Source organism: Agrobacterium radiobacter (genome assembly GCF_040801995.1).
Classification (GTDB): domain Bacteria; phylum Pseudomonadota; class Alphaproteobacteria; order Rhizobiales; family Rhizobiaceae; genus Agrobacterium; species Agrobacterium radiobacter.
This window is the reverse complement of the sequence record NZ_JBEGHX010000002.1, coordinates 935156-947673: the sequence shown is the minus strand read 5'-3', so window position 1 is coordinate 947673 and position 12518 is coordinate 935156. Positions and strand designations below refer to the sequence as shown.

Here is a 12518-nt window from a genome sequence, read left to right as displayed (position 1 = left end):
GGTGGAGGAGACGATCATCCGCACGCCATGCTCCTCAATGCAGGAGATGGGGCTTTTAGAACGTCCCTTGCGGTGCGCCGCCATGTTGCTGAATTTCTGATCTGGGAGGAGAACGGAATGAAGAAGTCATTGATTGCGGGCGCCCTTGTCTTGGGTTCCCTCAGCGCCGCGGTTTCGCCGGCGCTTGCGGCATCGGGGCCGATCAAGATCGTGCTGGCGGAAGAAGCTGATCTGCTTGAGCCCTGCATGGCGACCCGCTCCAATATCGGCCGCATCATCATGGAAAATGTCAGCGAGACGCTGACCGAGCTCGATGTGCGCAGCAAGAAGGGTGTTCAGCCGCGCCTTGCCGAGAAGTGGGAGCAGAATGCCGATGGCAGCTGGCGTTTCCACCTGCGTGAAGGCGTGAAGTTTTCCGACGGCACGGCATTCGATGCCAAGGACGTCAAGCACAGCTTCGAACGCATCATGAGCGACAAGAACGCCTGCGAGTCCCGCCGTTATTTCGGTGGCATGACCGTGACCCCGTCGATCGTCGACGACCACACGATCGACTTCAAGACCGAACCGGCGCAGCCCATTCTGCCGTTGTTGATGTCGCTCGTTACCATCGTTCCCGAAGAAACCAAGATGGAATTCATTCGCGAACCTGTGGGCACAGGGCCCTACAAGCTGACCAACTGGACGCCGGGCCAGCAGATTGTTCTCACCGCGCGCGACGATTATTGGGGCTCCAAGCCGCAGGTGACGGAAGCGACCTATCTTTTCCGCGCCGATCCTTCGGTTCGCGCCGCCATGGTGCAAACCGGCGAAGCCGATCTTTCGCCTTCCATTTCCCAGCTCGACGCCACCAATGCAAAGACCGACTTTTCCTATCTCGACAGCGAGACGGTCTATATGCGTCTCGATCACAATATAGCGCCGCTGAACGATGTGCGGGTGCGCCGCGCGCTCAACCTTGCCATCGACCGACAGGCCTTCCTCGGTACGCTGGTTCCGGAAGGTGCCGTGCTGGCCACCGCGCTCGTTCCGCCGACCACGCTTGGCTGGAACCCTGATGTCAAGGTCTTCCCTTATGACCCCGATGGCGCAAAGAAGCTGCTCGAGGAAGCCAAGGCTGCCGGCGTTAAGGTGGATACGCCGATCACCATCATCGCGCGCACCGCGAATTTCCCTAATGTCACCGAGATCATGGAGGCGATCCAGCAGCAATTGCAGGAAGTCGGCTTCAAGATAGACCTGAAATTCGTGGAAGTGGCCGAGCACGAAAGCTATTATTCCAAGCCCTTCAAGGAAGGCCGCGGTCCGCAGATTGTCGCCGCCATGCACGACAATTCAAAGGGCGACCCGTCCTTCACCATGTTCTTCAAATATGCCACCAAGGGCACGCAGTCTGGCTTCTCGGACAAGAAGGTGGATGATCTGATCGAACGTGCATCCGCAGCCGTGGGTGACGAACGCGCCAAGCTCTGGTCGGAACTCATCACTTATCTGCACGACGACGTGGTGGCTGATGTGCTGCTGTTCCACATGGTCGGCTTCTCCCGCGTCTCGGAACGGCTGGACTTCAAGCCCACCATTGCAACGAACTCGATGCTGCAGCTTTCGGAAATTGGCATCAAATAAGACCCCGCGTCTTGTCAATTGAGAAGCGGCGGCGCAGCGAAAGCTTCGCCGCCGCATTGAAAAACCGGAGGCAACCATGCTGAGCTTCATCCGAAAACGTTCCGTTGCGAGCCTGATCTCCCTGATCGGCCTCATCGTTATGGTTTTCTTCCTGTCCCGCCTGACGGGGGACCCGGCCGCGCTGTTTCTGCCGGTGGAGGCTTCGGAGGAGTTGAAGCAGCAGTTTCGGGCGCTGCACGGGCTGAATGATCCGCTGATGGTGCAGTTTCTGCGTTATGCGGGCGATGTGATGACGGGGGATCTGGGAGAATCGCTCAGAAAAGCCCGCCCGGCACTGGATGTTGTGCTGGAGGCTTTCGTCTGGACGCTGTGGCTTGCGGTCATCACCATGTCGCTGGTCACAACCGCCGCAATCGTCGTGGGTTCGCTTGCGGCTTTCCGCTCCGGTGGCTTCTTCGACCGTATGGCCTCGAGCATCTCGCTCATCGGTGCATCCGTGCCGGATTTCTGGCTGGCGATTGTGGCGATCGTGGTTTTTTCCGTCAATCTCGCCTGGCTGCCCACGTCAGGCACGGGCTCCGTGCTGCACTGGATATTGCCGATCTCGGTCCTGTTCGTGCGCCCCTTCGGTATTATCGTGCAGGTGGTGCGCGGTTCGATGATCGGTGCGCTGTCTTCGGCCTATGTCAAGACGGCGCGCGCCAAGGGCGTGAAATCGGGTCCCATCATCTTCATTCACGCCTTGCGAAACGCCATGCTGCCGGTCATCACCGTCATTGGCGACCAGGCGGCAAGCCTTCTCAACGGTGCGGTCATCGTCGAAACCATCTTCGGCTTTCCCGGTGTCGGCAAGCTGATGATCGATTCCATTCTTCAGCGCGATTTCAACGTCGTTTTGGCCGCCATTCTCGTGACCGCGCTGGCGATCTTCCTGATGAATCTTCTGATCGATATCGCCTATGCGCTCCTCGATCCGCGTATCCGGCACTGAGGAGGCCCTTCAGCCATGAGCCTTTCCAACGCCGACATCGAGATCATAGCCGAACCCTCCTTCGCAACGCGCATGCTGCGCATGTTGTGGGCGGATAAATTCGCGCTCTGTGCCGCGGTCTTCCTTATCATCGTCGTTATCCTCGCTTTTGTCGGCCCGGCATGGCTCGGTGATCTCGCGACGAAACAGAACCTGCGCGGACGCAATCTCGCCCCGTTCGACTGGCAGCGCGAGTGGTATTTCTGGCTGGGGGCGGATGCGCTCGGCCGTTCGCTTCTCGCGCGCATCGTCGCCGCCACGCAAAATACGATGATGATTGCGGCCGGCGCAGTGCTTCTTTCCGCCATAACCGGCACCGTGCTCGGCCTGATTGCCGGTTTTTCCTCAAACCGTGTCGGCCAGATCATCATGCGGCTCGCGGATGTGATCATGTCGTTCCCGTCGCTCTTGATCGCGGTCATCGTGCTTTATCTGCTCGGCTCCTCCATCCTCAATCTGATGCTGGTTCTCGCCATCACCCGCATTCCCGTTTACATCCGCACCACAAGGGCCGAGGTGCTGGAGGTGCGCGAACGCATGTTCGTGCAGGCAGCGCGCGTGATGGGTGCATCGGGCAAGCGCATCCTGTTCCGCCACATATTGCCCGTGGTGCTGCCAACACTGACGACGCTCGCAACGCTGGATTTCGCCTATGTGATGCTGGCGGAAAGTGCTCTCTCCTTTCTCGGAATTGGCATTCAGCCGCCGGAAATCACCTGGGGCCTGATGATTTCGCAGGGGCGGCAATATCTCACCAATGCCTGGTGGCTCTCTTTCTGGCCGGGGCTCGCCATCATCCTCACCACCCTGTCGCTCAACCTGCTTTCCAACTGGCTGCGTATCGCGCTTGATCCCGTGCAGCGCTGGCGGCTGGAAATGAAAGGCCGCAAGCATGGCTGACCATCTTCTCGACGTGCGCAACCTTTCCGTGGAGTTCCACACCGCAAGCGGTATCGTCCATGCGGTGAAGGATGTCTCCTACCATATCGACCGCGGCGAAACGCTGGCTATCCTCGGCGAAAGCGGTTCGGGCAAGTCGGTATCATCGTCAGCCATCATGAACCTCATCGACATGCCGCCCGGGCATATCAGCAGCGGCCAGATACTGCTCGACGGTCAGGACCTTCTGACAATGCCGGTTGAAGCGCGCCGCGAGATTAACGGCCGGCGTATCGCCATGATCTTTCAGGACCCGCTCAGCCATCTCAATCCCGTCTATACCGTCGGCTGGCAGATCCGCGAGGCGATGACCACCCATGGCATGGACAAGGCAAAGGCCGAAGCGGAGGCGAGGCGGCTGGTCGCGCGCGTCGGCATTCCCGATCCCGACCGGGCGCTCAAGAAATATCCGCACGAATTTTCCGGCGGCCAGCGTCAGCGCGTGATGATCGCCATGGCGCTTGCGCTTCGGCCTGATCTCCTGATCGCCGACGAGCCGACCACCGCGCTTGACGTGACGGTGCAGGCAGAAGTGCTTTCGCTGCTCAAGGAATTGCAGCGGGAGACCGGCATGGCCGTGCTCATCATCACCCATGATCTCGGCGTTGTCGCCGAAATTGCTGATCGGGTGGTAGTGATGGAAAAGGGCGTTCTGGTTGAGGCCGGCACGGTTCGTGAGGTCTATCGCAATCCGCAGCACCCCTATACCCGCAAGCTCATCAGCGCCACACCCGGCAGGGGTGAAATGCATACGCCGCAGGCAGTGGGCGAACCGCTCCTTCGTGTGCGCGATGTGCGCAAACGTTATGGGGCATTCGAGGCGCTGAAAGGCGTTTCCTTCGACCTTATGGCGGGCGAAACCATCGCCGTCGTCGGCGAAAGCGGCTCCGGCAAATCGACGCTCGCGCGCATTCTCCTTCGGCTCGATGAGCCCGATGCGGGCAGTGCTTTGTGGAGGGGGCGGGACCTCTTCCAGCTCTCGCCTGCGGAACTCTTCGCGCTCAGGCGCGATCTGCAGATGGTGTTTCAGGACCCCACCCAGTCGCTCAATCCCCGAATGACGGTGTTCCAGCTTATTTCCGAAGCCTGGGTCATCCATCCCGATATATCGCCCAAAGCGAAATGGCGCGAACGGGTCGCGGAATTGCTGCATCAGGTCGGCCTTTCGCCGGAACATATGCGCCGTTATCCGCATCAGTTCTCCGGCGGCCAGCGGCAGAGGATTGCCATTGCCCGTGCGCTGGCGCTGGAGCCGAAGCTCATCATCTGCGACGAGGCGGTCTCGGCGCTCGACGTTTCGGTTCAGGCGCAGGTTATTGCGCTTCTGGACAAGCTTCGCCGCGAGATGGGCCTTTCTTTCATCTTCATCGCTCATGACCTGCCCGTGGTCCGGGATTTTGCCGATCACGTCATGGTCATGCAGCGGGGAGAGGTGGTGGAGTTCGGCACGGTTCGGCAGGTTTTCGAGGCGCCGCGCGAGGCCTATACGCGTGCGCTCCTTTCGGCCAGCCTCGATCCCGACCCCGATATGCAGCCTACGCGTCGTCCGGCCGGCGCCGATTACACTATTGGAAATCCAAGCGGAGTTCTTTCATGACCAAACAAGCCTTCGTCGCGCTCGTCACCTGTTTCAACGAAGACGAAACCATCAATTACGAGGCGACACGCGCGCAGGTGCGCCGCCAGGTGGCGGCCGGCAACAACATCATGTGCGCCGGTACCAATGGCGATTTCACCGCGCTGACGCATGAGGAGAAGATCCGGCTGACCGAAGAGGTGGTGGACGAAGTGGCAGGCCGCGCCCGGGTTATTGTCAATGCCGGCATGCCCGCCACTTACGAAACCCTGCAGCTCGCCGAGGCCTTCGACCGCATCGGCGTCGACGGTATCGCCGTCATCACACCCTTCTTCATCGCCTGCACGCAGGACGGATTGATCCGCCATTTCTCAACGGTGGCCGACGCCGTTGAAACGCCGATCTATCTCTACGACATTCCCGCCCGAACCCAAAACCACATAGAGCCGGAAACCGCCCGCAAACTCGCGGCCCATGGCAATATCGCCGGTATCAAGGATTCCGGCGGTGCACAGCAGACGCTGGAGGCCTATCTTCAGGTGGCAAAGGAGATGCCCGGTTTCGAGGTCTATTCCGGCCCGGACCACCTCGTTCTCTGGTCATTGCAGAACGGTGCCGCAGGCTGCATTTCCGGCCTCGGCAACGCATTGCCGGATGTGCTCGCCGGCATTCTCAGTGCTTTCAACGCCGGTGACATCGCTGAGGCCGAACGCCAGCAGGCAATCTACGCCGACTTCCGCACCGATCTCTACGCACTCGGTTTCGCACCGGCCATGGTCAAACGCTCGCTTTATCTTCAGGACTCTTCCGTCGGCGCCAGCCGCCAACCGGCCCTTCTGCCGGATAAAGAGCAGGATGCCAGAATCGTGGAAATCTTGCGGCTTTATCGACGGCTCTGACGCCGCTATCGAATATGACGCGCACCGCCGCAGTTCGTGCGTGTCACCCCCAAAACATCCGCCAAAACGGCCACAAGCCTAAGCATTTCCCCAACCTCATCCATGACGAATAATTTGTGACACAAACACGAAATTCCCCTTGTCAGTCACGCCATTGATGTTTAAGAGGAGCGCGCAACGCAAGCGTTCGCGCATGCGGAGAGGTGGCAGAGTGGTCGAATGCACCGCACTCGAAATGCGGCATACCTGCAAGGGTATCGTGGGTTCGAATCCCACCCTCTCCGCCATAGGACGCTTCGTTTCGAAGGTCTTTCACTGAGAAAACAAGCTCGCCAGTTATTGCTGGCTCGCCGCACCGGGATAATCATTGGGACAGCTCAACGGTCTATCTTGTGTCCGTTTCAGAACCCATTCTCAGCGAGAAACGCCCTGCTGGCCGCCAGATCATCCAGAATGCCGCCGGCATTGCGCGGATCGCGCTCCTGTTCGATGGTGATATAGCCGCCATAGCCGAGTTCCGTCAAAAGGCTGCGGATGGCCGGATAATCGATTGAGCCGCGACCGATCGGGCACATGACGCCTTTGGCGCAGGCGTCGAAGAAGCGGATACGTTCTCCCATAACCGCATCAAAAACCGTGGCGTCGATATCCTTGAAATGAATATAGTCGACACGATCCCAATAGCGGCGAAGCGTGGCGACGGGATCCATGCCGGAATAGGCCATATGGCCGGTATCGAGGCAGAGGCCGGCCAGATCTGCGGGAATGTCCTCAACGATCTGCTGCAACTCATCGGCAAATTCGATGTAGCCGCCGGCATGGGGATGGATGGTGGCGCGCACGCCGTATTTTTCACGGGCGAGCGTTGCGATGGCGCGGATGTTTTCCACCATGCCGTTCCAGGCGTTTCCATCGAGGCGCGGCGCGCGGTCGGAATGGCCGGCGGCATAGTCCCGCTCGTCATGTCCCCAGTCCATCACCGTCAGATAGGGGGCGGGAAAACGCTGGCCGGCATGGGTTTCGGGTTTTGGCAGGCGGGTGATCAACGCACAGATCTCGTCGGTCTGGCGCAACAGGTTGCGGCGGTTTTCCGGTGAGACCAGATCGTCGAAGATCGTACCGGCGACGATCTTCAGGTCGCGCTCATTGAGCGCCTGTGAAACCCGCTTGAGATCGAGCGGCAGATACCCGTAGGGGCCGAGTTCCAGACCGCCGAAACCGGCGGCCTTCGCCTCGCCCAGCACCTTTTCCCAATGGGGTAGATGGGGATTTTTGACGTCGTCGACGCCCCAGCAGCAGGGAGCGGTGGTGATGGTGATCTGGTTGGTCATGGCATCCTCGTGGCGCAATTGACGCCGGGCCGCCTTCTGCGGCCCGGAGCAGGTTTCAGCGGCTGATGGTGGCTTGCAGGGCGTCGATGGAGGACTGGATGCCTGCCTCGGTGGACATGGTGAAATCTTCCATTTCGAGGCTCACCCAGCCATTGTAACCGGCCATGCGCACGACGGAGAAGAACTCCTTCCACCATTGCAGGTCGCGGCCGGCGCCTACCGCCACATAGTTCCAGCTGCGGTTGGCGACGTCAGTCACCTCCTTCAGCTCCAGCAGACCGTTCACATCCGCCAGGCCGCGTTCGATGCGGGTGTCCTTGCCATGGCAATGGTGGATTGCACCGCCCAGCGCACGGGCTGACGTGATGGGATCAGCCCCCATCCACATCAGATGCGACGGATCGAGATTCATGCCCACCGTCGGGCCGACTTCGTTGCGCAGGCGGAACAGGGTTTCCGGGTTCCAGACAAGCATGGCCGAGAAATTCTCGAGCGCATATTTTTCGACGCCAGCTTCTTTCGCGAGCTTCACGAGCCCATGCCAGAGGGGGAAAGCGCGATCTTCCCACTGGTAACGGTCGCGCTCTGGCATCTCGTTCGGCCAGCTCTTGGTGTAGACGAGCCAGTTCGGCACGGTATCGCCGGGCGCCGCCTCCGGCAGGCCGGACATGGTGACGATCTTTGTCACGCCGATTTCACCGGCGAGCCGAACGGTGTCCTGCATTTCCTTCAGGTGGCGCTTGCCCATATCGCCGGGATCGAGCGGGTTGGCGGAGCAATTGAGGGCGGCGATTTCGAGGCCGCGGGCCTCGATTTCCTTGAGCTTGGATTTGAGAAGCCCCTTGTTCGCTAGAAGTTCGTCCGCCCGGAAATGCGGGCCACTGGACCATCCGCCTCCGGTCATCTCGATGCCTTCGACGCCAAGCGCGACGCATTTGTCGAGCATATCTGTGAAGGACAGGTTCGCCATGACATCAGTACAAATCGCGAGTTTCATTGTGTTATCTTTCCGAAAAATATGGGGACGCGCGTGAGGAGGAGGACGGGAGAGTGGTCCGGCGCGCCCCCGAACTGGTTATGCGAAGTCGACCCAGGCGGCGCCGGCATCGGCCGAGCGGACGCAGTTTTCCAGCCAGCGAACGCCTTCGGTGCCGGCCGTGATGCCGGGATAATGGTGGGTTTTCAGAAAGGCCCTGTCACCGCGATTTGCTGCGTCGATCGCCTGGGCGATCCAGAGGTAGATGTTCGACCAGCTGTCACCGAGGCCTTCGGTATGCAGCGCGCCCATACGATCGATGGCGAGGCTTTCCTGTTCCAGATAAGGCATGCCGTGGTGCAGGATGCGGCCGGGTTCGCCCTGAACCTCGTAGATCAGTTGGTCGGGGTGGGAATCAGACCATTCAAGCGAGGCCTTGGAGCCAACGAAGCGGTAACGCTGCGATCCCATATTGCCGGCATTGACGGAGGAGACCCAGAGGCGGCCGCGTGCGCCATTGTCATAGTGCATCAGAACGGTGGCGTGGTCTTCCAGCGGGGCGCGGGTGGGGATGAAGGCCTTACGGTCGCAGAGCAGCCGTTCCACCTTCATATGCGGCAGCACGACTTCCGAGAGATAATAAAGATGCGTGCCGATATCGCCCAGCACGAAGGTCGGGCCGGCGGTACGGGGATTGGTGCGCCATTTGACGGCCTCGCCCGCGCCCACATCGTCACCGGCATTGAAGCCGTGGGTATATTGCAGGTCAACGATACGGATGTCGCCCAGCATTCCCTTTTTGACCATGGCCGCCATCTGGTGGACGAGTGGATGGCCGGTAAAGCCATAGGTGACGCCGACAATCAGCCCCTTCTGTTCGGCGAGCCGCGCGACCTCGTCGCATTCGGTCACGGTGAAGAATAGCGGCTTTTCGCAGATGACATGCAGCCCGGCTTCAAGGCAGGCCTTGGTGATCTCGTAGTGGGTGAAATTGGGGGTGGCGATGGAGACGACATCAACACCGTCTTCACGCGCAGTCTCGCCGGCAATCAGCGCCTTGTAATCCGCATAGCAGCGTTCCGCCGCTACGCCGAGATTGACGCCGAAGTCTCTGCCCCTTTCGGCATCGAGGTCGAAGGCGCCCGCGACGAGCTGGTAGTTGCCGTCGCGCAGGGCGCCGGTGCGGTGTTTGTAACCTACCTGTCCCGTGCGTCCGCCGCCCACCATGGCCCAGCGCAGCGGGCGTGAAATCAGTCTTTCTCCGTTGATCATGTCAATCGCCTTTCAAAGTGATGTTCCGAATGGTCTGTCGCTTGAGGCAAGGCCTGCCTCGTCATCAGCGCCGGTATGCCGCGTTATTTCTTGAAATAGAGGTCGATATAGTCCTGCATCTTGGCTCGCATGAACTTGCTCGATTCATCCGCCCTGTCCTCCCAGGCGAAGACGCAGGAGGTCATGATGCCGTCGAAACCGATTTCGGAGAGCGTGCCGAAGAAGTCGTCCCACGGCACTTCGCCCTGGCCGATATTCAGATGCTGATGCACTCGCGCCTGCGTGCCGGGCGGGTTGAGAATGTAGCGAAGCCCGGAACTGGCCTTGTGGTTGAAGGTATCGCCAACATGCACATGCGCCAGCACATCCTTGGCTTCCCGCAGCATCGCCCTGGTGTCGTCGCCGAAATAGAAGGTATGCGGCGCGCAATAGAGGAATTTGACGTTCTTCGAATTGACGGTGCGGATGATGTCGAGCGCCGGCTGCAGCGTCTCGCACCAGTCTTCCGGATGCGGTTCGACATGCAGGCTGATGCCTTCGCGTTCGAAGATCGGCACCAGCTCTTCCATCGAGCGCCACCAGGCATCCTCGCAGGCCTCGATCATCGAGCCGGTATGGCAGCAATAACAGGAGCCCTTGTCGGGATGCGGACCGCGGCCGAATTCGGAGTTCATCGTGTCGACCTCCAGTTCGATGGCGATCTCGATGGCGCGTTTCCAGTGTTTGACCGCCGCCTGCCGTTCGGTCTCGTCATTGGAGGCCCAGCGATACATTGGCAGCAGCGAGGCGATACCGACATCGGCCTCCTTCAAAGCCTTCTTGAAGGACCTTATGCGTTCAGGAAAGACGCGCGGCGCCTTGAACCATTCGAGGAAATCGGCGCGCGGGCTGAGCTCGATCCAGTCGAAGCCGAGTTCCTTTACTTTGGCCGGGAGGGCTTCGAGGCTGCTAAAACGGTGCATGTGGGGGTCGATGGCGATTTTCATCGGTCTTGATCCTTCTCAATGTTTCAATTGGATGGCGGCGGCGGATGGTCGTCATGACCGGCCATGTAATTTTCCACCTCTGCGCTTAGATCGGCGAGCGCTTCACCACCGGCCATCAGATCAGTGATTTCCTCGCGGGATTTCTCGCCCTTGCGGAAGTTGGCGGCGACCGCGCCACGGATGAGCACGGCGAAATGGTCGCCGACTGCGATTGCGTGGGTGACCTGATGGGTGATGAAGATCACCGCGACCCCCCGCTTGCGTGCTTCCAGCACGATGCGCAGAACGTGGGACGCCTGTTTCACGCCCAGCGCTGCCGTCGGCTCGTCAAGGATGAGAACACGTGCGCCAAAATGCACCGCGCGGGCGATGGCGAGCGATTGCCGTTCGCCGCCGGAGAGCCCGCCGATCAGGCGGTCGCCGTCATCGATGCGGGTGATACCGAATTCCTGCACGGCCTTGACGGCGATTTCATTGGCTTTCTTGCGGTCGTAAATCCGGAAGGGCCAGAAACCTTTGGTCGGTTCGGCGCCAACGAAGAAGGAGCGGCCGATGCTCATCAACGGAAAGGTTCCGCCGAACTGATGAACAGTGGAAATCCCCATGCGCTGTGCGTCGCGCGGCCCGTCGAAATTGATCGGCTTTCCATCCATCAACAATTCGCCTGAGCTGGGCTGGTATACGCCAGCCAGCGTCTTGATCAGCGTGGATTTTCCAGCGCCATTGTCTCCCAGCAGGCAGAGCACTTCGCCCGCCCGCACCTTCAGCGAGATATCGTGCAGAACATCGATGGGGCCGAAGGATTTATTGACATTCTTAAGTTCGAGAATGGGTGTCGTCATCGTCCGTCCTCACTTCTTCTTCGGTGAATAGGTGAGCGCCATGACGCGGAAGGTGTTATTCATCAGCACCGCCAAGAGCAGCATGACGCCGATGATGAGGCTTGACCAGTTGCGGTCGAAGGCGGTGAAATAAATGCCCTGATTGACGATGGCGAAGGTGATGGTGCCGAGAAAAATGCCAATCACCGAACCGAAGCCGCCGGTCAGCAACACCCCGCCCACGACGACCGCGATGATGGAGTTGAAGATGAAGGTCATGCCCGCCGAGACTTGGGCGACATTGAACAATATGGCCTGACAGACGCCGACGAAGGAGGCGCTGACAGAGGAAAGGACGAAAAGCGTCACCGTCAACTTGTCGGTGGGAATGCCGGCGTTGCGAGCGCTCACCCGGTCTCCGCCCATGGCGAAAATCCAGTTTCCGAAAGGCGAATAATGGACATAGAAGACATAGATCGCCGTCAGCAGCAGCCACCAGATGATACTGACCTGAAAACTGCCGCCGATGAACTGTCCGAACAGGAATTTGGCGATTGGGCCGGATTGGGCCGGACTTAGCGCCACACTGGTCGTTCCAGTCAGCAGCACCGAAAAACCGAGGATCAGACCCTGCACGGCAAAGAGCGTGCCGAGCGTCACGATCAAGGATGGCACCACGGTTCTTATGACCAGAAAGCCATTGATCAGCCCGACAAGTACACCAAGGCAAAGCGCGCCGATGATGCCGAGCCAGATCGGCATGCCGTAATAACCGGAGATAATGGCGACCGTCAGCGCGCCGGCCGGGATCATTGCGCCGATGGAAATATCCAGCTCGCCGGAAATCATCAGCAACCCGACGGGAATGGCGACGATACCAAGATTGGCAGCGACATTCAGCCAGCTTGCGGCGCCGGCGGGTTTCAGAAATTCGATGCTGCCGAAGACAACAAAAAAGGCAAGAACAAAAACAAGGCCGAGAAAGGCGCCCGATTCCGGACGGCGCAAAAGGTCGCCCAACGAGAGATTTTTCACGTCGTTCACTCCACTATTAGTCAAAGG

The 12518-nt window shown here is 59.7% G+C and carries 11 protein-coding genes and 1 tRNA gene; 6 read left to right on the top strand and 6 right to left on the bottom strand.

The window, feature by feature from the left end:
- The first annotated feature begins 117 nt into the window (after window positions 1-117).
- The 6 genes from MRBLRC7O_RS18255 to MRBLRC7O_RS18230 all read left to right on the top strand — a co-directional run bounded on the left by MRBLRC7O_RS18255 (window position 118) and on the right by MRBLRC7O_RS18230 (window position 6357).
- Window positions 118-1626 carry an ABC transporter substrate-binding protein gene (locus MRBLRC7O_RS18255; protein WP_111820597.1) on the top strand — a complete coding sequence of 503 codons (1509 nt, stop codon included), beginning with the start codon at window positions 118-120 and terminating at the stop codon, window positions 1624-1626.
- 76 nt (window positions 1627-1702) lie between these two features.
- Window positions 1703-2617 (top strand): ABC transporter permease, encoded by a 915-nt coding sequence (locus tag MRBLRC7O_RS18250; protein WP_080864712.1) that lies wholly within the window; start codon window positions 1703-1705, stop codon window positions 2615-2617.
- A 15-nt stretch (window positions 2618-2632) separates the two neighbouring features.
- A complete protein-coding gene (locus MRBLRC7O_RS18245; RefSeq protein ID WP_111820596.1) occupies window positions 2633-3556 on the top strand; it encodes an ABC transporter permease in 924 nt (307 codons plus the stop codon).
- Window positions 3549-5192 (top strand): ABC transporter ATP-binding protein, encoded by a 1644-nt coding sequence (locus MRBLRC7O_RS18240; protein ID WP_111820595.1) that lies wholly within the window; start codon window positions 3549-3551, stop codon window positions 5190-5192. The genes MRBLRC7O_RS18245 and MRBLRC7O_RS18240 overlap by 8 nt, the downstream gene beginning before the upstream one ends.
- Window positions 5189-6070, top strand: a complete 882-nt coding sequence (locus MRBLRC7O_RS18235; RefSeq protein WP_003506058.1) for a dihydrodipicolinate synthase family protein — start codon at window positions 5189-5191, stop codon at window positions 6068-6070. The genes MRBLRC7O_RS18240 and MRBLRC7O_RS18235 overlap by 4 nt, the downstream gene beginning before the upstream one ends.
- Before the next feature lie 197 nt (window positions 6071-6267).
- A tRNA-Ser gene (locus MRBLRC7O_RS18230) sits at window positions 6268-6357 on the top strand.
- Between the two features lie 114 nt (window positions 6358-6471).
- On the opposite strand, the gene MRBLRC7O_RS18225 is transcribed toward MRBLRC7O_RS18230, so the two are convergent.
- The 6 genes from MRBLRC7O_RS18225 to MRBLRC7O_RS18200 all read right to left on the bottom strand — a co-directional run bounded on the left by MRBLRC7O_RS18225 (window position 6472) and on the right by MRBLRC7O_RS18200 (window position 12491).
- Entirely contained in the window at window positions 6472-7401 is a 930-nt protein-coding gene (locus MRBLRC7O_RS18225; RefSeq protein WP_003506059.1) for a sugar phosphate isomerase/epimerase family protein, read from the bottom strand.
- A gap of 55 nt (window positions 7402-7456) precedes the next feature.
- Window positions 7457-8398 carry a sugar phosphate isomerase/epimerase family protein gene (locus tag MRBLRC7O_RS18220; RefSeq protein WP_003506060.1) on the bottom strand — a complete coding sequence of 314 codons (942 nt, stop codon included), beginning with the start codon at window positions 8396-8398 and terminating at the stop codon, window positions 7457-7459.
- Between the two features lie 78 nt (window positions 8399-8476).
- A complete protein-coding gene (locus tag MRBLRC7O_RS18215; protein WP_003506062.1) occupies window positions 8477-9649 on the bottom strand; it encodes a Gfo/Idh/MocA family protein in 1173 nt (390 codons plus the stop codon).
- Between the two features lie 83 nt (window positions 9650-9732).
- The gene (locus MRBLRC7O_RS18210; protein WP_003506063.1) at window positions 9733-10635 is read right to left on the bottom strand and encodes a sugar phosphate isomerase/epimerase family protein; all 903 of its coding nucleotides are present in this window, start codon (window positions 10633-10635) and stop codon (window positions 9733-9735) included.
- A gap of 23 nt (window positions 10636-10658) precedes the next feature.
- Window positions 10659-11477 (bottom strand): ATP-binding cassette domain-containing protein, encoded by an 819-nt coding sequence (locus MRBLRC7O_RS18205; RefSeq protein ID WP_080867001.1) that lies wholly within the window; start codon window positions 11475-11477, stop codon window positions 10659-10661.
- Between the two features lie 9 nt (window positions 11478-11486).
- The gene (locus MRBLRC7O_RS18200) at window positions 11487-12491 is read right to left on the bottom strand and encodes an ABC transporter permease (RefSeq protein ID WP_003506066.1); all 1005 of its coding nucleotides are present in this window, start codon (window positions 12489-12491) and stop codon (window positions 11487-11489) included.
- Window positions 12492-12518: the final 27 nt, after the last annotated feature.

Bases quoted from the DNA above. Each gene is read 5' to 3' on its own strand.
- MRBLRC7O_RS18255 (WP_111820597.1), top strand. From the start codon at position 118: ATGAAGAAGTCATTGATTGCGGGCGCCCTTGTCTTGGGTTCCCTCAGC.
- MRBLRC7O_RS18250 (WP_080864712.1), top strand. From the start codon at position 1,703: ATGCTGAGCTTCATCCGAAAACGTTCCGTTGCGAGCCTGATCTCCCTG.
- MRBLRC7O_RS18245 (WP_111820596.1), top strand. From the start codon at position 2,633: ATGAGCCTTTCCAACGCCGACATCGAGATCATAGCCGAACCCTCCTTC.
- MRBLRC7O_RS18240 (WP_111820595.1), top strand. From the start codon at position 3,549: ATGGCTGACCATCTTCTCGACGTGCGCAACCTTTCCGTGGAGTTCCAC.
- MRBLRC7O_RS18235 (WP_003506058.1), top strand. From the start codon at position 5,189: ATGACCAAACAAGCCTTCGTCGCGCTCGTCACCTGTTTCAACGAAGAC.
- MRBLRC7O_RS18225 (WP_003506059.1), bottom strand. From the start codon at position 7,401: ATGACCAACCAGATCACCATCACCACCGCTCCCTGCTGCTGGGGCGTC.
- MRBLRC7O_RS18220 (WP_003506060.1), bottom strand. From the start codon at position 8,398: ATGAAACTCGCGATTTGTACTGATGTCATGGCGAACCTGTCCTTCACA.
- MRBLRC7O_RS18215 (WP_003506062.1), bottom strand. From the start codon at position 9,649: ATGATCAACGGAGAAAGACTGATTTCACGCCCGCTGCGCTGGGCCATG.
- MRBLRC7O_RS18210 (WP_003506063.1), bottom strand. From the start codon at position 10,635: ATGAAAATCGCCATCGACCCCCACATGCACCGTTTTAGCAGCCTCGAA.
- MRBLRC7O_RS18205 (WP_080867001.1), bottom strand. From the start codon at position 11,477: ATGACGACACCCATTCTCGAACTTAAGAATGTCAATAAATCCTTCGGC.